We start from the raw sequence: 18,763 nt of genomic DNA on the forward strand, positions 1-18,763 counted from the left end.
GAACTAATCAAAAATAAAGTCTTATGCAGTATGACCCAAAACTCAGACCCGTATGAAAATGCCGTAGCAGAAAGAATTAATGGAATTTTAAAACAAGAATTTATGATCGATAAATATCATCAAAAAATAAAAATTACAAAACAAATTATAAAAGAATCGATCAATATTTACAATGAACAAAGACCACATTATTCTAATCATATGCTAACACCAAATCAAATGCATTGTCAAAATCAAATCCAAATAAGAACCTATAAAAACAAAAACAGTTGCAAGAACGTTCTTGCAACTGTTTAATTAATTATTTTTATCTAATAATCAGTGTCGTTTTTTTAGGACGAGACATTAAAATTAAAAACTTATCTAAATTATCTAACCTTTTATTGTAATTTAAAAATTGAATCTACTCCTTACTGAATACAAAAATCAAAAGTTTCTTTTCTAAATCACACTTTGGATATCTGTTAATTTTGTTAGATTTTAAAATATTATGACTTAAGAAATAAAAAGGATAAGTACATTTTCATTCCATTTTTTAACTAAAAAGGTATCTTATAAATAATAATTTTAAACTTTTTAGTTTAAAAAACATATACAATATATAAGGTATATTTTAACAACACCACAAGTTAATCATTAGAAGAAACTAAATTCTTTTTTGGAAAATTAAAAAATGTTGAAGTTAAAATAGGTATAAAGAAAATTGCTACAGTCAAAACAGAAATACCAATATCAGCAGTATGACTACCTAAGAAAACACTAAATGCGCTTTCAGGATAAAAATGCTCCACTAGAGATAAAGTTAATTTAATACCTAAAATTGCAATTACTACGAAAGCCGCAGTTTCAAGAAAATTATATTTCTCCATTAGTTTTACAAACCATTGCGCAATAAAACGCATTGCCAAAATACCTATGAAAACACCGATACAAACTAAAATAATATTGGGTGTAAAAGCTACAGCTGCAAAAACATTATCAATAGAGAATGCCATATCCATTAATTCAACAAGACATACTGTTGCCCAAAAAGTACCTAACGATCCAACTGTGAGTTTATATAGCCAATTACTTTCTTTGTCTATTGTATCATCATCTTCATTTTCAGTTTGTTTACTTTTCCAGTAATCATACACTAAGTACAATAAATACAATCCTCCTAATGGTTTAAGCCACCAAATTTTTATTAGAAAAGCAGCAAAAATCATCGCCAATCCTCTAAAGAAATAAGCGCCCCAAATACCATACTTTAGTGCTTTATCCCTTTGATTTTGTGGCAAGTCCATTACCATTGTAGCCAAAACAGCCGCGTTATCAACTGAAAGTAAACTTTCAATAATTATTAGATTTCCAATAATCGCTAATGATGCTCCTGGATGGCTGATTATATCTTGCCATAGTGTGCTAATGTGAAGAATTAATTCGTTCATTTTTAAATATTAATTAGGTTAGATTTTAAATTATTTATTGGCCATTGTAACTACTATAACTCTTCCGCCTTCTTCTTTTGAAAGTAGTATTTTTTTACCATCTGTAAGCTCAAGCATTGTGCCGATAGGAATTTCTTTGTCTTCGGTAACGTCTTTTAATGATCTCAGTTTTTGATTGACAAATACCCATTTATCATTATAGAAAGTAAAGTAACCTACGGGCACTTTTTGTTCTGCCGTCAATTTTTCATTTCGGGCAATATTACGATTAACATGCCATTGACACAAATATTGATCGTTATAAACCATTACTCTATGATTCTCGGGCTTCCAGACGGTTTCCTGAAACTGATAATAGAGATCTAAAATCGGAAGCGTGCCTTTGTGAGCCGTCTTACAAAACGGACATCTTGGTGTATTTGTGTTGTCAAAAACATACCATTTTTGTTCACATAAAGCGTTATGGCATTTCTGCATTAAATCAGTTGTTTTCAATAATGCAATTTCCCATTCTTCGGCAGTTGGTCTTTGCATAGGGTTGTGTAATCCGTCTATAAAAACTTTATCGAATAAGGTTTTTAAATACGGACCTGTAATGGCATACGGCAATTTGGTTATATCGGCCCAAGGTAAATCCCATTTAGAAACCTGATTGAGTTTTGGTCTGTTTGTGGGATCAGTTGGATGTTCTATAAACATTGCTTTTGCGCCCATCGATAACAAATCGTCTTTTTCGGTATCTAGATCATGTACCTTTCCTCCTTTTAAGGGATGTCTGTGCAATAAAAACATATAAATCAAAACCGGCAGTGCGTGCAAATCGGTCAATCTGCTTGGTAATTTTCTATCTGGATCTGTTTTATTTAAATGTTTGGTCGAAAGAACTTCTGGAGCTATAAACTCAGCTGTTCCAATTACTTCGGCCGGAAATAAACCCGGAACTACAAGTCCATCCAAATCAATCATACAAGCCGATTTGTTGATTGGATCTATTAGAACATTATTATATGACAAATCAGAATGGGCCAATCCCATTGCATGCATTTTTTTTACACCGCGGGTTAAATTAACACAAACCTGGAAATAACTCAACCAATCGCCTAACTCTGCATTGGCTACTCTAAGCGGAAAATGCAGATTTCTAAATTTTGGACCTGCAAACCATTTTCCGTTTTTTTCTTTTCCTTGAATTAAATCGCTAGTTTCATATCCTTTTTTGAAGAAAAATTTAGAATCATAAATAGGTACAATGATCCCCGTTAATCCGTTATGTTCAATAACATCAGTTGGCCATCTGTACACTTCGTTTAGATAATAATCGCCTGCATCTCCGTTTTGAATTTGAACTAAATATTTATTTGTTATTCTTTGAAGTCTTTCTTTTTGATTAAAATCTAGTTTTTCTCTGAAAATTGCTACTACATATTTTCTATCGGGACTAAAATAAACATCCTTTACACCACCGCGCATAGGTTCGCCATTATCTACAAACTGATATGATTTTGCGTTGTCATTAATAGATTTTACTGTAATCGTACTCATACTTAATAAATTATAGCAAGGGTTCTGTCGTCATGATTTCCCGGACTCCAAAAATCCATCCAGGTCGAAAGCTGGTTTGCAATTTCAGGGTTTTCCGGATCAAAATCAACTTTAATTCCATCTTCATTTTTTCCTTTTAAGTCTTCCAGAAATTCGTTCCATTTTTCGACTTTTTCCAAATTGGCTTCAACTACAAATTTAGGATCGTAAATTCCGTCTGTCATTAGCATTAAATAAGAAAAATCATCAACCAATTTAAAACCAAATCGCGTCGAAAATTTATCATTTTGAAAAATTTCAGGCATGGTAATAAAACGCGTTCCGCCGCCAAAATCGCCAACATCAAGCCAGTTCATTAATTTTATTTCCGTTAGGTCTTTATTTAATAATCCAATTGGACAGTCACCAATTCCGAATGTTAGAACGGCATATCCAAAATCATATTTTTTAACCAAAGCAAAAATTAAAGTAGCGTGAAAATTCTTTAAATCAGTTTTGTTTTCTATCGCAAATTCTTCTATTTTTTGATGCGCAAAATGAGCTGCTTTTGAAAGGTTTTGATAAACAAAATGACTGATTTTTTTTGATGTTTCCTCACTTACCTTATTATGATGATCAACCAAAACCTGATCAAATTCTTTTAGATTTTCTGCTTTCAAATTTTCTTCAAAATATTGAATAACTGAATTACAGGCTAAATTCGATCCTTTTCTTGATAATTTTGCCGAACCTGCTCCATCAGAAACTGCTAGAACACTCCAACCTATTTCTTTAAAGTTTTTAAATGCAAAATCGTCTTCTCTAAATGAGCCGACATTTGCATGGCTTCTTCCTCGTTTTGATGCTATTACAATATTTTTATCTAAAAATTTAGCCGCAACGGCTTCATTATCCGGTTTCGAGAAAGGATCATTTTTATCGTTTTCAAGATTCTTCCACAATGATTTTGGATCTGGATTTACAATAAGTGTTATTATTTTTTCATTTAAAACTGAATCTTCTGCTTCGTCTTGAACTCTAAATAATAGTTTTATTTTTAAATCTCCACTTATTTCTGGAACTCCAATTAATTCATCATTCTTATTAAATTCAAGACCAGTATTTTCTAAACCTTTAATTTCAAAAGAAATAATATCATTCCAACCCAAAGTATTGAAATCAATCTTTGCCAAATATTTTTTGTTTACTGTGCCATTTGGTATCGAGACAGTCTGGGTCAAAATATCATCGATTCTGTTTTTCAATATCCAATTCTGCATAATCATTTTTTGGTTTTCCCGAATTATTTTTACTGCATTGACATTTTTTTCATTAGATGCAAAGTCCTCAAATAAGGCCACTTTATCTAAAGAAATATCAATTTTCTTTTGTGATAAAAAAGACTGAATATATCTTTTAGTCTCTTCCATGAAATTATCCTTGAGTTCTGTTTACATCAAATCCGCCTTCACCACAGCCGTAACTTCCCTGATTGTTGCACCAAGGACAAGTGCTTATATCTTCATCGCCAATACAATGTATACTGCCGCATACACAAACGGCAAAAGCAATTTGATTACCACAGCATGGACAGGTTGGTCCGCCAATAAGTTCATCTGTATTGACTTTATTGCTGAAATTTCCGGAATCGGCTAATTCAAAATAAGAATTATCAACTTGATAAGCACCCACTAATTTGTAATTTTTAGACGATAATTCGATACCTGCATAGATAGATTCTGCAATGGTTTTTCGGTATTTCATTAAATAAGGCCTTTTTGTATTTTGGCATTTTCCGTTTAAAACCACAAAATTATCATCAACATATTGTCGGTTTGGAGTTTCTTTGGTTAAATCTATTTTCGAAAGTGTTTCTCCATCCAATTTTGCCAATTCAAAACCACTTGAATTGTTTTCTACGCTTATACTGCTTGTTTTAATTGAATCTGTTACCCACTTAAAAAACTCTTTGTACGATTGTACATTGGTATTTTTAAAATGAAGTACATTTTCTGTAAGCTCGCCTAATAATTTTGTATCTGTTTCGCTACCAAAAGATATCGCAATTAAGTTGGCTGTTCGCTGCCAGTTTTGTTTCCATTCATTTATAGCTGCCTGACTGTCATCAGTAGGAACTCCATCTGTAAATAAGAAAACAATTGGTTTCCAGTCGCCTTTTACCTCATAAGTTGTTTTAACGATATTGGTTCTTAATTCATGCATTAAATGTCCCAGGCCTTTGCTTAATGATGTACCGCTTCCTATTGGAAATTTTGGCGGATAAAAGCTCACGATTTCTTGCAAGGGAACTAATGTTTTTGGCTGTCCAGCAAATACTATAATCGAAACAAAAACGGTTTCAAGTGCATGCGGATCTGTTTTTAAAGCCTGAATTATGGTAGCTAATCCTTCTTCAACCTGCTGGATTGGTTCTCCAACCATTGACTCCGAAATATCGATTAAAAAATATATAGGTAATCTTCTCATTTTAAAGGAAATTTAATAACATTAAAAAAATAACTAAGAGCAATATCTGGGTCATATCGACCGCTAAACCTACTCCAACCTGAAAAGGTTTTATCATTGTTTTTAGAGAATTGAATATGGGCGAAAAAATACTATTGAAAAAATCAAAAATACTTCTGTACTGTGGATTCAATTTGTCTTTGTAAGGCAATAGTTTGGAGTACAAAAACAACCCGACAATTAGTATTTGAATAAATATCTTTAAAAAATACATTATGAAACTGCGTTTATTAATTCGTTAGCGATTTCTTTAAAAACTAGTTCTTCATCGGTATTGATTTTTTTTGATCCATAAACAGCTACGCCATTGTTTACAGTCATAAAATTCATGGAAAAAGAAGCGCCGTAACATTTATTTCTACCATTATACGGAATTGCATGCATTACTTTTATATATATACAATTTTGACGTACAATAACATCATCTATATAAAAATCATTCTGCGCGTAACTATTAAGCAGAGTCCGTTTTGCGTTTTCAGTAGAAAAGCCACTTATCCCGGCAGTTTTATAACAAATATTTAAACTGTCAATATTCATGTTTTCTAATTTTTCCTGCGGTGTAAATTCATGAACAACTTCATAAGTTACATCTCTATAAGAACTTCTGCCATTATCGTTGCCATACGACGATTGATTTACTTTTTGAACTATATGCACAATTATACTAATAATCGTGATCAGGGTTCCTAGCAGTTCCATAACTAGATTACTACTGTTATTTCGCTCGGCGGTGGTGGCAATGTTACGCTTTCGCCAGTTCTCTGACTTTTATTTCCTTGTTCTATGGTTTCTGAAACCCATTTGAAAAATTGTTTCAGTGTAGAACTATCAGCTGATGCTAAATGCACTACATTATCTGTCAACTCTTTTAGAATATCATCGTTGGCCATGTGTCCGGCGGCACATCCTACAACAGCTCCAAAACTCATGTTTCGTATTTCGGCTGTTTTTTCTCTGTAAAACTGTATATCAGAAGGTTTTCCGTCAGTAAAAACAAAAAGCAATGGTTTCCAATCGCCCTTTTGATCTGCAGATCCTTTTATAACTTCTTTATTTACTTTTTGAATAACAAAATCAAGTCCGGCTCCTGTATTTGTAGGGCCACTTTGCGGACAAGTAATTTCCGGAAGCTGAAACTGAACCAGCTCTGTAAGCGGCACTATTTCTTTTACTTCTCTATCATAAGTTATTATACTGATCCAAAGAGAATCTAACGCCTGAGCATCAGAACGTAATGTATTTATCATTCCGCTTAAAGCATTATTTAAAGCTTGAATTGGCTCGCCATACATCGAACCTGATGTATCTAATAAAAAATAAACTGGTAGTCTTCTCATATACTTTAAAGAAAATGATTTAATAAACGAAATTACCTAATACTCAAAACTATTTGGCAGAAACTTATAAGCATAGTTAATGCGTATAACTTCTATCAAAAAGACGTAATATAAAAAAATTAATTAAAAAAGCGGTATTATAAAACTCCGCCTTTCTGAAATTTAAACTACGATGTTTAATTCAGACGGTGGCGGAGGTAATTCTTTAAAATTTGTAAATTCTTTACCAAAATCTTCAACTTTTGTTGAAGTTACTCCAATTGAAGCGGTTACCCATTGAAAAAACTTGCCAATACTAGCACTATCCGCAGTATCCAGGCTGACTACATTATCTGTAATTTGTTTTAAAATTGCAGTATCGGCACCTCCGCCTGCACCACAGGCAACTGTAAACGCTACTTTTGCTTTTTTAAACTCATTAAGTCCATTTTCCCAATTATCAGTAGGAATTCCATCAGTCATAATAAACACTAATGGTTTCCAATCTCCTTTTTGTTCTGTTGTTGTTTTAGCAACTTCAGTTTCTATTTTTTGTGCTGTTAATCTTAATGCTTCTCCAAGCGCGGTTACACCTGTCGCTTTAAGATCAACCATTTGAAAAGAGGCTAAATCTGTTAACGGAATAATTTGCTGCGCTGTAGTATCGAAGGTTATCACGCTTAAAAAAGCAGTTTCAATAGCTTGCGGATTTTGTCTTAACGAACTAATCATCATTTGAACGCCATTTTTAACAGCTTCAATAGGCTCGCCGGTCATTGATCCGGATGTGTCTAATACTAAATATACAGGCAGTCTTCTCATGGTAAAAATTTATTTATACAGGAATATTGTAGATTGGTGTTTCGTTACTATCGCCTGCCTGATTAGAGCTTTCGATACCATTGATATTATATGTATTGGTATTGGCTTCGGGATCATGGTGCGTTAAGTGACTCATAACTGCCTGGGTCAAATCTTTGCCTCCAACTGCATGATGATATGCTGAACCAATTGTGTAAATTGGTCCCCAAGGAATTCCCCACCATCCAATAATTAAATTTAGAAATACATATCCGTAAGAATACTTAAAAGTATTTTCGTCAGGTCTGATAAAATAAATATCAGAACTTCTTTTCAGAGTCATTAATATAAATGAAACCGTGTATGGAAATACTACAAATTTCCCACCTTGATGAACCAGATCTCTAACTTGCGAAACTCTTAGTCCTTCTATGTTTTTGATTTGCATTACAGGTAAGACTGAACAATTTTATGAATAGTCTGTCCTAAAAAAGTATCATCTGTTGGGTCTCCAATTGCGCTAAATTTCCATTCTCCATTACGTTTGTAAAGTTTACCCATAATGATTGAACGTTTGTTTACATATTGTGAATCGGCAGAAACATTATACGAAGCGAATTCTGAAATTACTCGCGTTGGAGTACCTTCGTACATTCTGATTTTTGCATAAGGAATTTGAGAGAAATCTTCTTTTCCTGCATTGTTTAAAAAGAAAAATATCTGATTAACTTTTGCATCAACTTTAGAAAGGTCAACTGTAATAATTTCATTATCTAAACCATCATCACCGCCTGTATCTCCTGCAAGATCATCACCGGTATGTTTTAAAGCTCCATCAACACTAAGCAATTTACCTTTTGGAAGTCCAAATTGCTGTAATACTTCTACTCTGTATAACGGAGAATATAAATGATCACAAAGTTTATTTTGATCGTCAATTAGCACACAGCTCAAATCTAAGTCGATTTCTACTACGTTTTTTGATAATCCTAAGAATCCTTTGGTTTCGATTGCTCCCCAGTTTACACCAACGCAGAAATTTGTCAATGTTTCGCCGCTTGTTTTTCTTAAATCAATTTTTTGTCCTTTGGTTAAGTTAATTGCCATAGTTTTTAATAGGGTTTAAATTAATTATATTTATTTAAATAATCTTGTAAGCCGCCTTTCATTCCAATACCAACTGCTTCAAATTTCCACTCATTATTTCTTTTATAAATTCTTCCAAACTCTACTGCGGTTTCTATAGAAAAATCTTCATCAAGCTCATATTTAACTAATTCTGTATTGGTTTGATCCAGAATTCTGATATATGAATTTCTAATCTGTCCAAAGTTTTGTCTTTTTGTCTCGGCGTGGTGAATTGTTACAACAAATGAAATTTCGTGAACATCCGGAGATATTGTAGATAAATCGATTTGTATTTTTTCATCATCTCCATCTCCCGCTCCTGTTAAGTTATCTCCAGTATGAGTTACGGCTCCATCAGGAGATTTTAGATTGTTGTAATAAACGAAATGGTTGTCATTTGGAATTTTGCCATTTGCACCAACCAAAAAAACTGAAGCATCTAAGTCAAAATCTGAACCTGTATTACTTGAGTTACTGTCCCAGCCAAGTCCTACAATAAATTTTGGTGCGTCAATACTTTGTCTTTGACCTTTTTCTAAGTTAATTGCCATTTTATTTATTCTTTAATTAATATTAATATTCAACATTGTTTTTAAAATATTCGTTTGCTCGTCGACGTTTTGTAAATCTTCTAAAAAGTCGACAGACGATATTTTATTTAAATAATCTTTTAAAACCTCTTGCACACTTTCCGGAAGAGTGGTTTTAATTGTACTTAATTCTAATTCCAGCAAAGTATTTTTATCTTTCAACTGCGCAATAATTTCTTCTTTGGCCGAATTATTTTTTGAAAGATTTACTACTTTTTCCATATCATTTTCGATGAGAGAAAAAGATTTTTCGTTTCCAACAAAAATAAATTTGTCGTTAGAATCTCTAAATTCATACACCTCAATAATCTCATTATTACAAACTAAGCCGCATAAAAATTTAATCTTAAAATTGAGTATATTAAGCCGGCCTAAGAGTTTCTTTTCAAACTTAACGTACTTGTTTTCATAATTTTTCTTATTGGCAGCAGTCAGTTTTTCATATTGGTCGATATTAATTTCTCTGTAATATTCTGATTTAATTCCATCAGAAAAAGACATTATATCATTCCAGTCAAAAAAACTATTACTATCTGTTGCAAAAATCTGATACAGCTGCTCAATTTTTTTAGACATTTTTTGGGCATGCTCTTTTGTTTGATCAGAGAATTTTTCTTCTCCTATTTCAAAATTCATTTTCGAAATTATATCTCCGTTGATATATATTTCATCTGAAATGAGAGTATACTGCTGTTCTTTAGATTTTTTTATCTTTTGAAACAAATCAATCAGACTATTTGTATACTGAATATGAAACAATTCCAGTTTATTAATGTCTAATGATTGGTTCTTTTGAAAAAGGGAATGGATTACTTTTGTCCTTACCAAAACGCCAACAAAATCCTTGTGGTTAAAAAAATTGGATAACAATTTTAAAACCACAAGCTTTCTGTTACTATCTTTTATTATCTGAACGTACCTTTCCTCTTCCTCTTGCTGCATTCCGTTAATACCTTATTCTTTTTAACTTATAACCCCTTTTTTCAATTCTAATTCAAGGCTTTGTAATCCTTCGTCAAGCTGTCTGCGGGTTGCTGTACCTTGTTCGTGAATTTGTTTTACTTCAGTTAAAGTATCTATTAATGATTTAGTCGTCATTTTTAATGTCTCTAATGAAACGACTGTATTTTCATTTTCTTTGGCTACTTCAATACTATTTTGTTTTAGCATTTCTGCATTTTTCTGTAAAATGGTATTAGTAGTTTCAGACACTCTTCGCTGTACTTCAATATTTTGTTTTTGTCTTTGAAGTGCTACAGCAAGAGTAAGTTGGTTTTTCCAAACTGGCATTGTTGTAGTCAGGATAGACTGTGCTTTTTCGGCAATTGATGTGTTGTTGTTTTGAACCACACGTATTTGCGCTAAAGATTGCAACATAATGAAACGAACAATTTTCATATCGGCCAAACGTTTGTCAAGACGATTGATAAAATTTCTTTTATCTGAAATTTGATAATCCTGATGTTGAGCTGGATTTCCTTCCATTACAGCAAGTTCTTCGTTTAATTCTTTAAAACGAATCTGACCTGCAATGATATGTTTTTCCATTTCTTTTATAAGGCCAACATTTCCGTCAAACATGGTTTGAAGTGCACTGTTGTCTTTTACAGAATTGATCATTCCGGCTTTTACCTTATTACTGATTTTGTCAATATTAACGGTAATCTTATCATATTGCTGGAATAATTTTTTTACATCTATTACTAATTTATTCAGTAACGGAATTTTAGAAAGAAATCTTTTAAACGGTCCCTGATCAAGCTGATCTACATCAACATAATTTAATTCTGTCAATAAATCATTGATCAAAGTTCCTACTTCCCCAGAGTTATATGTTCTAACATTTGTTAAGAAAGTATCACTTTGTTTAGCTATCGAATTTTGAATTTCGGCTCCATAGTTTAAAATCGAATTCGCATCATTTTCGTTTAACTGGTTCGAAATTGATTTGAAATTATTTACTTCAGCTTCTGAGATTGAAGTTAAATTCACATTACCATCTTTGTCAATCAAAGCGGTATTTTCCTGAGTAATTAATTGATTTTCTTCCATTTTAAATTATAGGTGATTTTGTTGAATTGTAACGATAGTCTGTTCTAACTTTTTATCACTGGTTGGAACTCCAACTGCACTAAATTTCCATTCTTCATTTCTTTTATAAAATACACCTAAAACCATAGAAACGTTTCCGGCAAAAGTCGCATCGTTTGCCACATCAAAACGTGCAAATTCCTGGCTTACTTTTGTAGGTGTTCCTTCGTAGATACGGATAGAAGCAAAAGGTATATCTTTAAAATCCTGCCCTCTAAAACTATTGATAAAAAATGCAACATGGTTTGCTGCTGGTGATAATTGCGAAAAATCTAAAGTAATTACTTCGTTATCTAAACCGTCGTCTCCATTTAAATCTCCAGTTAAATCATCTCCGCTGTGTTTAATAGCACGATCGTTTGAAATTAATTTTCTGAAATTTACAGAATCGATATGATTTTTTTTGTCGTCATAAACGGCACAACTTGCATCTAAATCTACCGCTTCTTTTTTAGTTCCAAAAAAACCTTTTTTCTCAATTGCGCCCCAATTTACACCAACACAAATGTTTTGTAATTTAGAACCATTACTTTTTTCAAGATTTATACGTTGTCCTTTTTCTAAGTTAATTGCCATGTTTTTAGTTATATTTATTTAAATAATCTTCTAATCCGCCTTTCATTCCAACACCCATTGCTTCAAATTTCCATTGCCCGTCTTTATTGTAAATTCTTCCAAATTCAACAGCAGTTTCTATAGAGAAGTCTTCTTCTAATTCATATTTTACTATTTCGGCATTATTGCTTTCGTCTACAATTCGAATAAACGAGTTTCTAACTTGTCCAAAATTTTGTTTTCTACTTACAGCATCATGAATCGTTACAACAATACAAATTTCTTTTACAGCCGGGTTTATTTTGGTAAGGTCGATTTTTACCTGTTCATCATCTCCGTCACCATCTCCAGTTAAATTATCCCCTGTATGAATAACCGCCTCATCCGGAGATTTAAGGTTATTGTAAAAAATAAAATGAGAATCAGATAAAATTTTTCTGTTATCACCTAATATAAAAACAGATGCATCAAGGTCAAAACTTGATCCTGTGGTGCTATTATTTGTATCCCATCCTAAACCAATTGTAAATTTTGGAGCGTTTATATTTTCGCGCTGTCCTTTTTGTAAGTTGATAGCCATAGTTTTACTCTATTTTTATTACATTAATGTTTGTTTTATATTCTAAAATCTGGTGGTAATTATTACTTATCGCCAAATGAAATAATTCATCACTTTTTTTGGAAGAAATGCTATTTATTAAAAACCCAAACTCATCTTCGTTTAAACTTAAAATGAATTTTACTATTCTGGTATTATATTGAAAATGTTCACTATTAATAACCGAAATGATATCTTCAACATTTTTAATATCAAAATAATTATAGTGATTTTCAATTTTTGGATGAATATCTTTATTTGCCAGTTCTGCGAAATAAATAAAAATGAAATCTCCGTTTACCTCATACTGGTTCAATATTTTGTTTACGGTATGTTCGTGACTTCCGGTTATTTTAATATCATCTACAAAAATGCAGAGCTTATTATTAATGAAATTTCGATCAATATAATAGGTGTCATTAGATATTAAATTTACCCTTTCGTTAAAGTCTAAATTTCCATAATCTGTAACGTAAGTTTGATTTCTATAAATTTTTGATTCTATACTAGCTTTCTTACCATTTCTAAATAAAAAGCTGTTTAATTCTTTTTTGAAGTAGTAACACAAAAAGTTTGAAGCTGTTGGTATTGACAAATATGGACTTGGCAAAATAACAATTTCCTCACCTGAAAGAAGTAATTCTCTAAACTGATCTACAAATCCGGCAAACAAATCTTTGGCAAATTTTTCTGCATAGAATTTGTCACCAAATTTAAATCGGCTGTATTCCTTTTCTTTAAATGGACAATTATCTTTATCGATAATTTTGTGTAGGCTGTAACTTTTATTCACTTTTAAATTTTTAATAAATGCGCTTCAAATCCAAAATTGATTGCGCCATTATAATCTGCAATACTATTATCTCCAATATGCAGTACTTCGCTTTTTTCTATTTTTTTTGATTCTTTTACCTGATCAAAAACCAACTGAAAAATTTCTTTGTTTGGTTTTGAAAATCCTACTTCATCGGAATAAATCTGAAAAGAAATAAAATCAGCCAATTCATAATACGAGATCAGCTTTCTTAAACTCTTTCCTTTTATGAATCCAGTATTACTCAATATGTTAATTGATTTTCCTTCGGCTACTATTTCTTCAAACTGAAGTTTAATATCCGGAAAAATCAATTCTGGTTTATTATTAAAAAACAAAGCTTCTGTTTCATCATAAAATGCTGCTAATCGTTCTAAACCATTTGAAGCTAAATCTACCTCGAGTGCACCTAAAATTAGATAATAAATCTCGTATGTACTTAAATTTAACCCTGTTTTTTCGTTAATATTATTGCATAAAACATCATAATATCTTACTACCTCAGATACTTTTTCGATAGATGCATTTATTTCAAAAAAGTCTTTAAATAATAAATTTCTCTTCCTTTTAAATTCAGGGTTAGATCTTATTAATGTTAACCATAAATCAAAAGAAAAATGGTCGTAATTTTTATAATTTAGTTTCAAAATATACTTTTAAATCATGAAATATAATAGCTTAAAATGTGTGCACTATATACTTCGTTGTTAACTGATCTATTTTATTATCTCTCCCGAATAATATTTTTCAAGGAAAAAGCCTAGATCTGCTTTATATCCAATTCCGGAAGCTTCAAATCTCCATTGATCGTTTCGTTTATACAGTCTTCCAAATTCAACTCCAGTCTCAACTGAAAAATCTTCATCTAATTCATATTTAGCAATTTCCTGCCCATTTGCATCATCCACAATTCTTATATAAGAGTTTCTTACCTGTCCAAAATTTTGTCTTCTTCTTTCAAAATCTTCAATGGTAACTACAAAAAGGATTTCTTGCACATTTGTGTCGATTTTACTTAAATCAACTTTAATAGCCTCATCATCATCACCATCACTATTACCACCTGTAGGATCATCTCCTGTATGCTCTAACGCCCCATCAGGAGAGGTTAGATTATTATAAAATATAAAGTATTTTTCGCCTAAAAGTTTACGATCAGAGTTAATCATTATAGCAGAAGCATCTAAATCAAATTCATGCCCTGTACCTTCATTAGGATCCCACCCTAATCCTACAGAAATTCTAGACAAACCAATATCAATCTTTTGTCCTTTTTGTAAATTTATTGCCATTATACTATTCTTATTTAAATTTTAAACATACAATGATACAAAAAGCAAATTGAGTAAAAATGTGGGTTCCCGTAAAAGCCCAAAAATTTATCAACAAATTCAATAAAATTCAATAAAATTCAATAAAATTTGATCAAAAATCATCAAAGCGATAAAAACTCAAATAGATCTTTTGAATAAATGATACAATAAAAAAGAAGAATATTTACTTACAATCTTCTTTTTGAGCACTGCTTATATCAATCTTTAAAATCTAACTATTTCTATTCATTAAAGAAAGAAGAAATACTCTTTACCATCGCAATAAATAATAAAAATAACTACTCTAATATTATTAAAAAGACGATCAAAACGAAATGGTCTTTTAACAGTAAATGGTCCAAAATTTCAAAATAAAAGGATGTAATTTGATAAATAACAGAAACAAAAAAGAGCTAACAAATTAATGTTAGCTCTTTTTAAGTTTTATAGAAAATTATCTTATCCTTTCAAAGCTTCTGCTCCACCAACGATCTCAAGGATTTCGTTTGTAATAGCTGCCTGACGGGCTTTATTATAAGTCAATTTCAATTGGTTTCTCAAGTCAGTTGCGTTGTCAGTTGCTTTGTGCATTGCTGTCATACGCGCTCCATGTTCTGAAGCAAATGAATCACGAATACCTTTGTATAATTGAGTTTTTAATGATTTTGGAATCAAAGTCAACACAATTTCTTCTTTTGACGGTTCGAAAATATAATCTCCAGCAGAAACTGGTGCATCAGATTTAATTGGTGCTAACGGTAAAAATTGCTCTGTTTGAACGATTTGTGTAGCAGCATTTTTAAACTGATTGTAGATCAATTCGATTCTGTCATATTCTCCTGATAAAAATTTCTCAGTCAAATTATCAGCAATTCCGGCAACATTATCAAAAGTCAAATGATCGAAAATTGCATTATGGTGACCGTGTACTGTAAAAGATTTACTTAGTACATCATTTCCTTTTTTACCAATAGGAAAAATATCAACTTGTTTTCCTGCATAAAAAGCAGCACGGTTTTTAGCTTCTTTAATAACATTTGAATTGAATGCTCCACATAAACCTCTGTTTGAAGTTATAGCAACAAGCAATACTTTTTTTACTTCACGTTGTGTTGTATAATCTCCTCCAACTTCACCATCAAGTGTAGCAGATAGATTTTGCAACAATTCCGTTAATTTCTCGGCATAAGGGCGCATCGCAGTGATTGCATCTTGTGCTTTCTTAAGCTTTGCTGCAGAAACCATTTTCATAGCCGATGTAATTTGCATCGTCGATGAAACGGAAGTAATTCTATTACGGATTTCCTTTAAATTTGCCATTTGTCGATTAAAAAATGTGACAATTTGAAAATTAGATAATTAGAAAGTCTCCTGAGATATTTTCTAATTATCTAATTAACGAATCATCTAATTAGATATATTTTGCTGAAATTTCTTTTGCTGCTTTTTCGATAACATCAGTAATGTTGTCATCTAACTTACCAGCTTTCAACGCATTAAGCGTATCTTTATGTTTACTGTTTAAGTAAGCTAAGAAATCAGCTTCAAATTCTTTTACTTTATTTACAGGAACACTTTTCAATAAGTTTTTAGAACCTGCATAAATAATAGCTACTTGATTTTCTACTGGATAAGGATCGTTTAAACCTTGTTTCAAAATCTCAACGTTTCTTTTTCCTTTTTCAATTACGTTTAAAGTAACTGAATCTAAGTCAGAACCAAATTTAGCGAAAGCTTCTAATTCACGGAATTGAGCTTGGTCTAATTTTAAAGTTCCAGAAACTTTTTTCATAGATTTAATCTGAGCATTACCTCCAACACGAGATACAGAAATACCTACGTTGATCGCAGGACGAACTCCAGAGTTGAATAAATCTCCATCAAGGAAAATCTGACCATCTGTAATCGAAATTACGTTTGTTGGGATGTATGCAGAAACGTCACCAGCCTGAGTCTCAATAATTGGTAAAGCAGTTAATGAACCACCACCTTTTACGATAGACTTAATAGAATCTGGTAAATCATTCATGTTTTTAGCAATTCCATTATCTGCAATTACTTTACAAGCACGCTCTAATAAACGAGAGTGTAAGTAGAAAACGTCTCCAGGATATGCCTCACGTCCCGGTGGTCTTCTTAATAAAAGAGAAACCTCACGGTAAGCAACAGCTTGTTTAGATAAATCATCATAAACAATTAAAGCCGGACGACCTGAATCTCTAAAATATTCTCCAATTGCAGCACCTGCGAAAGGAGCATAAACTTGCATTGGAGCTGGATCAGAAGCATTAGCTGCAACAATAACGGTATAAGCCATTGCACCTTTTTCTTCTAACATTTTAGCAATTCCTGCTACAGTTGAAGCTTTTTGCCCAATTGCAACATATATACAGAATACAGGTTTTCCTGCATCGTAAAATTCTTTTTGATTTAAGATTGTATCGATACAAACAGTTGATTTACCTGTTTGACGGTCACCAATAACAAGCTCACGTTGTCCACGACCAACTGGGATCATAGCATCAACAGCTTTAATACCTGTTTGTAATGGCTCAGTTACCGGCTGACGGAAAATAACTCCAGGAGCTTTTCTCTCTAAAGGCATCTCGTATAAATCTCCACCAATTGGTCCTTTTCCATCAATTGGAAAACCAAGAGTGTTAACTACACGTCCTACCATTTGCTCACCTACTTTAAGAGAAGCAATACGTTGTGTTCTTTTTGCTGTTGATCCTTCTTTGATTCCTGTTGATGGTCCTAAAAGTACCACACCAACATTGTCTTCTTCAAGGTTCAATACAATAGCTTCAAGTCCGTTGTCAAATTCAACTAACTCACCATATTGTACATTAGATAGCCCGTAAATACGAGCAATACCGTCTCCAACTTGAAGTACCGTTCCTACTTCCTCTAGCGTAGCACCAGATTCAAAACCTTCTACTTGCTTTCTTAATATTGCTGAAATTTCAGCAGGTTTGATTTCCGCCATCTTAAATTTATAATTTAGACACTTTTATGTGTAATAAAACTAATTACTTAACTCTCTTTTTAATACCTGCAATCTGTTTGCAACAGAAGCATTGTATTGTTGATCACCTATTCTTAAAATAAATCCTCCAATAATTGACGGATCTACTATATTTTCTATTGTTATTTTTTTATCTGACAATGTTGCAATTTTAGCCAAAACTTTAGCTTCTAAAGCAGCATCCATAGGAATTGCAGTTGTAACTTTCGCTACTTCAACACCATTACTTTGATCAAATAATTTATTGTATTCAAGAGCTATTGCCTCAAGAATTTCAAATCTTTTATTTTCGAACAATAAATGAAATAACCCTTTAGTTACACCATTTACATTTGCGAAAACTTCTAAAAGAGCACTCTCTTTAACTTCAACTTTAGTTGGGCTTTGGATAAAGGTACTCAATTCTATATTGGAACCAATTGTTGAAGCAATTGATTTCATATCGTTACTGACAGCTTCGGCAACACCTTTAGAGTTTGCTAAGTCCAGAATTGCTTGTGCATAACGAATTGCTGCTCTTGTACTTGCCATAATCTTAGTTTAACTTTACGTCACCTAACAATTTCTCTACTAATTTAGTTTGAGATTCTTTGTTAGATAATTCTTCTTTCAATAATTTTTCAGCAATGCTTAATGATAAAGTTGAAACTTGTGATTTCAATTCAGCCATAGCAGCATTTTTTTCATTTTCTATTGCCAATTTAGCTTGAGCAATCAATTTTTGACCTTGCTCTTGTGCTTCATTTTTAGAATCAGCTATCATTTGCTCTTTCATTTCACGAGCTTCTTTTAACATTGCATCGCGTTCTGCACGAGCTTCTTTCAAGATACGCTCATTGTCTGCAGTTAAATTCTGCATTTCTAAACGTGCTGCTTCTGCAGATGCTAAAGCATTGTTGATAGATTCCTCACGGCTTTTTACAGCTCCCAATATCGGTTTCCAAGCAAATTTTGCCAAAAGAATGAAGAAAACAATAAAGATAATTGTTGTCCAAAAAATTAAACTTTCTGGTGAAGTTAATTGCATAACAGTATATATTTAAAATTTG

22 protein-coding genes are annotated in these 18,763 nt (G+C 32.1%); 1 reads left to right on the forward strand and 21 read right to left on the reverse strand.

What is annotated here, in order from left to right:
- Window positions 1–297, forward strand: a 297-nt coding sequence (locus CHB81_RS22590) for an integrase core domain-containing protein (protein ID WP_141130446.1), incomplete at its 5' end; no start/stop codon positions are given.
- A 332-nt stretch (window positions 298–629) separates the two neighbouring features.
- Here CHB81_RS22590 and CHB81_RS22595 read toward each other — a convergent pair.
- From CHB81_RS22595 to CHB81_RS22700, 21 genes are all read right to left on the reverse strand, one after another.
- Entirely contained in the window at window positions 630–1,430 is an 801-nt protein-coding gene (locus CHB81_RS22595; RefSeq protein WP_089354102.1) for a DUF475 domain-containing protein, read from the reverse strand.
- A gap of 30 nt (window positions 1,431–1,460) precedes the next feature.
- Window positions 1,461–2,972 carry a helix-hairpin-helix domain-containing protein gene (locus tag CHB81_RS22600; protein ID WP_089354103.1) on the reverse strand — a complete coding sequence of 504 codons (1,512 nt, stop codon included), beginning with the start codon at window positions 2,970–2,972 and terminating at the stop codon, window positions 1,461–1,463.
- Between the two features lie 2 nt (window positions 2,973–2,974).
- On the reverse strand, window positions 2,975–4,381 hold the full coding sequence (locus CHB81_RS22605; RefSeq protein WP_089354104.1) for a PP2C family serine/threonine-protein phosphatase: 1,407 nt from the start codon (window positions 4,379–4,381) through the stop codon (window positions 2,975–2,977).
- 4 nt (window positions 4,382–4,385) lie between these two features.
- Complete coding sequence (locus tag CHB81_RS22610) at window positions 4,386–5,438, reverse strand: TerY-C metal binding domain-containing protein (protein ID WP_089354105.1); 1,053 nt, start codon at window positions 5,436–5,438, stop codon at window positions 4,386–4,388.
- 252 nt (window positions 5,439–5,690) lie between these two features.
- Window positions 5,691–6,179, reverse strand: a complete 489-nt coding sequence (locus CHB81_RS22620; RefSeq protein ID WP_089354107.1) for a hypothetical protein — start codon at window positions 6,177–6,179, stop codon at window positions 5,691–5,693.
- A gap of 2 nt (window positions 6,180–6,181) precedes the next feature.
- A complete protein-coding gene (locus CHB81_RS22625) occupies window positions 6,182–6,817 on the reverse strand; it encodes a VWA domain-containing protein (RefSeq protein WP_089354108.1) in 636 nt (211 codons plus the stop codon).
- A gap of 162 nt (window positions 6,818–6,979) precedes the next feature.
- Window positions 6,980–7,618 (reverse strand): VWA domain-containing protein, encoded by a 639-nt coding sequence (locus CHB81_RS22630; protein WP_089354109.1) that lies wholly within the window; start codon window positions 7,616–7,618, stop codon window positions 6,980–6,982.
- A 13-nt stretch (window positions 7,619–7,631) separates the two neighbouring features.
- Complete coding sequence (locus tag CHB81_RS22635) at window positions 7,632–8,045, reverse strand: hypothetical protein (RefSeq protein WP_089354110.1); 414 nt, start codon at window positions 8,043–8,045, stop codon at window positions 7,632–7,634.
- Entirely contained in the window at window positions 8,045–8,704 is a 660-nt protein-coding gene (locus CHB81_RS22640) for a TerD family protein (RefSeq protein WP_089354111.1), read from the reverse strand. Before CHB81_RS22640 ends, CHB81_RS22635 begins: the two co-directional genes overlap by 1 nt.
- A gap of 20 nt (window positions 8,705–8,724) precedes the next feature.
- Window positions 8,725–9,276: a TerD family protein gene (locus CHB81_RS22645; protein WP_089354112.1), complete on the reverse strand. Its 552-nt coding sequence runs from the start codon at window positions 9,274–9,276 to the stop codon at window positions 8,725–8,727.
- A gap of 12 nt (window positions 9,277–9,288) precedes the next feature.
- The gene (locus tag CHB81_RS22650; protein ID WP_089354113.1) at window positions 9,289–10,257 is read right to left on the reverse strand and encodes a hypothetical protein; all 969 of its coding nucleotides are present in this window, start codon (window positions 10,255–10,257) and stop codon (window positions 9,289–9,291) included.
- Between the two features lie 21 nt (window positions 10,258–10,278).
- Window positions 10,279–11,367: a toxic anion resistance protein gene (locus tag CHB81_RS22655; RefSeq protein WP_089354114.1), complete on the reverse strand. Its 1,089-nt coding sequence runs from the start codon at window positions 11,365–11,367 to the stop codon at window positions 10,279–10,281.
- A 6-nt stretch (window positions 11,368–11,373) separates the two neighbouring features.
- Window positions 11,374–11,982 (reverse strand): TerD family protein, encoded by a 609-nt coding sequence (locus CHB81_RS22660; RefSeq protein WP_089354115.1) that lies wholly within the window; start codon window positions 11,980–11,982, stop codon window positions 11,374–11,376.
- A 4-nt stretch (window positions 11,983–11,986) separates the two neighbouring features.
- On the reverse strand, window positions 11,987–12,541 hold the full coding sequence (locus tag CHB81_RS22665; protein WP_089354116.1) for a TerD family protein: 555 nt from the start codon (window positions 12,539–12,541) through the stop codon (window positions 11,987–11,989).
- Window positions 12,542–12,545: 4 nt separating this feature from the next.
- Complete coding sequence (locus tag CHB81_RS22670) at window positions 12,546–13,352, reverse strand: phosphoribosyltransferase family protein (RefSeq protein ID WP_089354117.1); 807 nt, start codon at window positions 13,350–13,352, stop codon at window positions 12,546–12,548.
- Between the two features lie 2 nt (window positions 13,353–13,354).
- A complete protein-coding gene (locus CHB81_RS22675; RefSeq protein WP_089354118.1) occupies window positions 13,355–14,020 on the reverse strand; it encodes an HAD family hydrolase in 666 nt (221 codons plus the stop codon).
- 69 nt (window positions 14,021–14,089) lie between these two features.
- Window positions 14,090–14,665: a TerD family protein gene (locus CHB81_RS22680; RefSeq protein ID WP_089354119.1), complete on the reverse strand. Its 576-nt coding sequence runs from the start codon at window positions 14,663–14,665 to the stop codon at window positions 14,090–14,092.
- 480 nt (window positions 14,666–15,145) lie between these two features.
- Window positions 15,146–16,006, reverse strand: coding sequence for an ATP synthase F1 subunit gamma (atpG, locus tag CHB81_RS22685; protein WP_089354120.1), 861 nt, complete (start codon window positions 16,004–16,006; stop codon window positions 15,146–15,148).
- Window positions 16,007–16,097: 91 nt separating this feature from the next.
- Window positions 16,098–17,675: a F0F1 ATP synthase subunit alpha gene (gene atpA / locus CHB81_RS22690; protein WP_089354121.1), complete on the reverse strand. Its 1,578-nt coding sequence runs from the start codon at window positions 17,673–17,675 to the stop codon at window positions 16,098–16,100.
- Between the two features lie 39 nt (window positions 17,676–17,714).
- Window positions 17,715–18,245, reverse strand: a complete 531-nt coding sequence (gene atpH, locus CHB81_RS22695) for an ATP synthase F1 subunit delta (protein ID WP_089354122.1) — start codon at window positions 18,243–18,245, stop codon at window positions 17,715–17,717.
- Between the two features lie 4 nt (window positions 18,246–18,249).
- Complete coding sequence (locus tag CHB81_RS22700) at window positions 18,250–18,741, reverse strand: F0F1 ATP synthase subunit B (protein ID WP_089354123.1); 492 nt, start codon at window positions 18,739–18,741, stop codon at window positions 18,250–18,252.
- Window positions 18,742–18,763 lie beyond the last annotated feature (22 nt).

Origin of the sequence: Flavobacterium sp. ov086, assembly GCF_900187965.1 — a bacterium.
Lineage (GTDB): Bacteria > Bacteroidota > Bacteroidia > Flavobacteriales > Flavobacteriaceae > Flavobacterium.

Excerpts from the sequence above, each read along its gene's own strand:
- CHB81_RS22625 (WP_089354108.1), bottom strand. The coding sequence starts at position 6,817 with ATGAGAAGACTACCAGTTTATTTTTTATTAGATACATCAGGTTCGATG.
- CHB81_RS22650 (WP_089354113.1), bottom strand. The coding sequence starts at position 10,257 with ATGCAGCAAGAGGAAGAGGAAAGGTACGTTCAGATAATAAAAGATAGT.
- atpH (WP_089354122.1), bottom strand. The coding sequence starts at position 18,245 with ATGGCAAGTACAAGAGCAGCAATTCGTTATGCACAAGCAATTCTGGAC.
- CHB81_RS22680 (WP_089354119.1), bottom strand. The coding sequence starts at position 14,665 with ATGGCAATAAATTTACAAAAAGGACAAAAGATTGATATTGGTTTGTCT.
- CHB81_RS22640 (WP_089354111.1), bottom strand. The coding sequence starts at position 8,704 with ATGGCAATTAACTTAACCAAAGGACAAAAAATTGATTTAAGAAAAACA.
- CHB81_RS22655 (WP_089354114.1), bottom strand. The coding sequence starts at position 11,367 with ATGGAAGAAAATCAATTAATTACTCAGGAAAATACCGCTTTGATTGAC.
- CHB81_RS22600 (WP_089354103.1), bottom strand. The coding sequence starts at position 2,972 with ATGAGTACGATTACAGTAAAATCTATTAATGACAACGCAAAATCATAT.
- CHB81_RS22620 (WP_089354107.1), bottom strand. The coding sequence starts at position 6,179 with ATGGAACTGCTAGGAACCCTGATCACGATTATTAGTATAATTGTGCAT.
- CHB81_RS22610 (WP_089354105.1), bottom strand. The coding sequence starts at position 5,438 with ATGAGAAGATTACCTATATATTTTTTAATCGATATTTCGGAGTCAATG.
- CHB81_RS22635 (WP_089354110.1), bottom strand. The coding sequence starts at position 8,045 with ATGCAAATCAAAAACATAGAAGGACTAAGAGTTTCGCAAGTTAGAGAT.
- atpA (WP_089354121.1), bottom strand. The coding sequence starts at position 17,675 with ATGGCGGAAATCAAACCTGCTGAAATTTCAGCAATATTAAGAAAGCAA.
- CHB81_RS22660 (WP_089354115.1), bottom strand. The coding sequence starts at position 11,982 with ATGGCAATTAACTTAGAAAAAGGACAACGTATAAATCTTGAAAAAAGT.
- atpG (WP_089354120.1), bottom strand. The coding sequence starts at position 16,006 with ATGGCAAATTTAAAGGAAATCCGTAATAGAATTACTTCCGTTTCATCG.
- CHB81_RS22595 (WP_089354102.1), bottom strand. The coding sequence starts at position 1,430 with ATGAACGAATTAATTCTTCACATTAGCACACTATGGCAAGATATAATC.
- CHB81_RS22645 (WP_089354112.1), bottom strand. The coding sequence starts at position 9,276 with ATGGCAATTAACTTAGAAAAAGGTCAAAGACAAAGTATTGACGCACCA.
- CHB81_RS22700 (WP_089354123.1), bottom strand. The coding sequence starts at position 18,741 with ATGCAATTAACTTCACCAGAAAGTTTAATTTTTTGGACAACAATTATC.
- CHB81_RS22665 (WP_089354116.1), bottom strand. The coding sequence starts at position 12,541 with ATGGCTATCAACTTACAAAAAGGACAGCGCGAAAATATAAACGCTCCA.
- CHB81_RS22630 (WP_089354109.1), bottom strand. The coding sequence starts at position 7,618 with ATGAGAAGACTGCCTGTATATTTAGTATTAGACACATCCGGATCAATG.
- CHB81_RS22605 (WP_089354104.1), bottom strand. The coding sequence starts at position 4,381 with ATGGAAGAGACTAAAAGATATATTCAGTCTTTTTTATCACAAAAGAAA.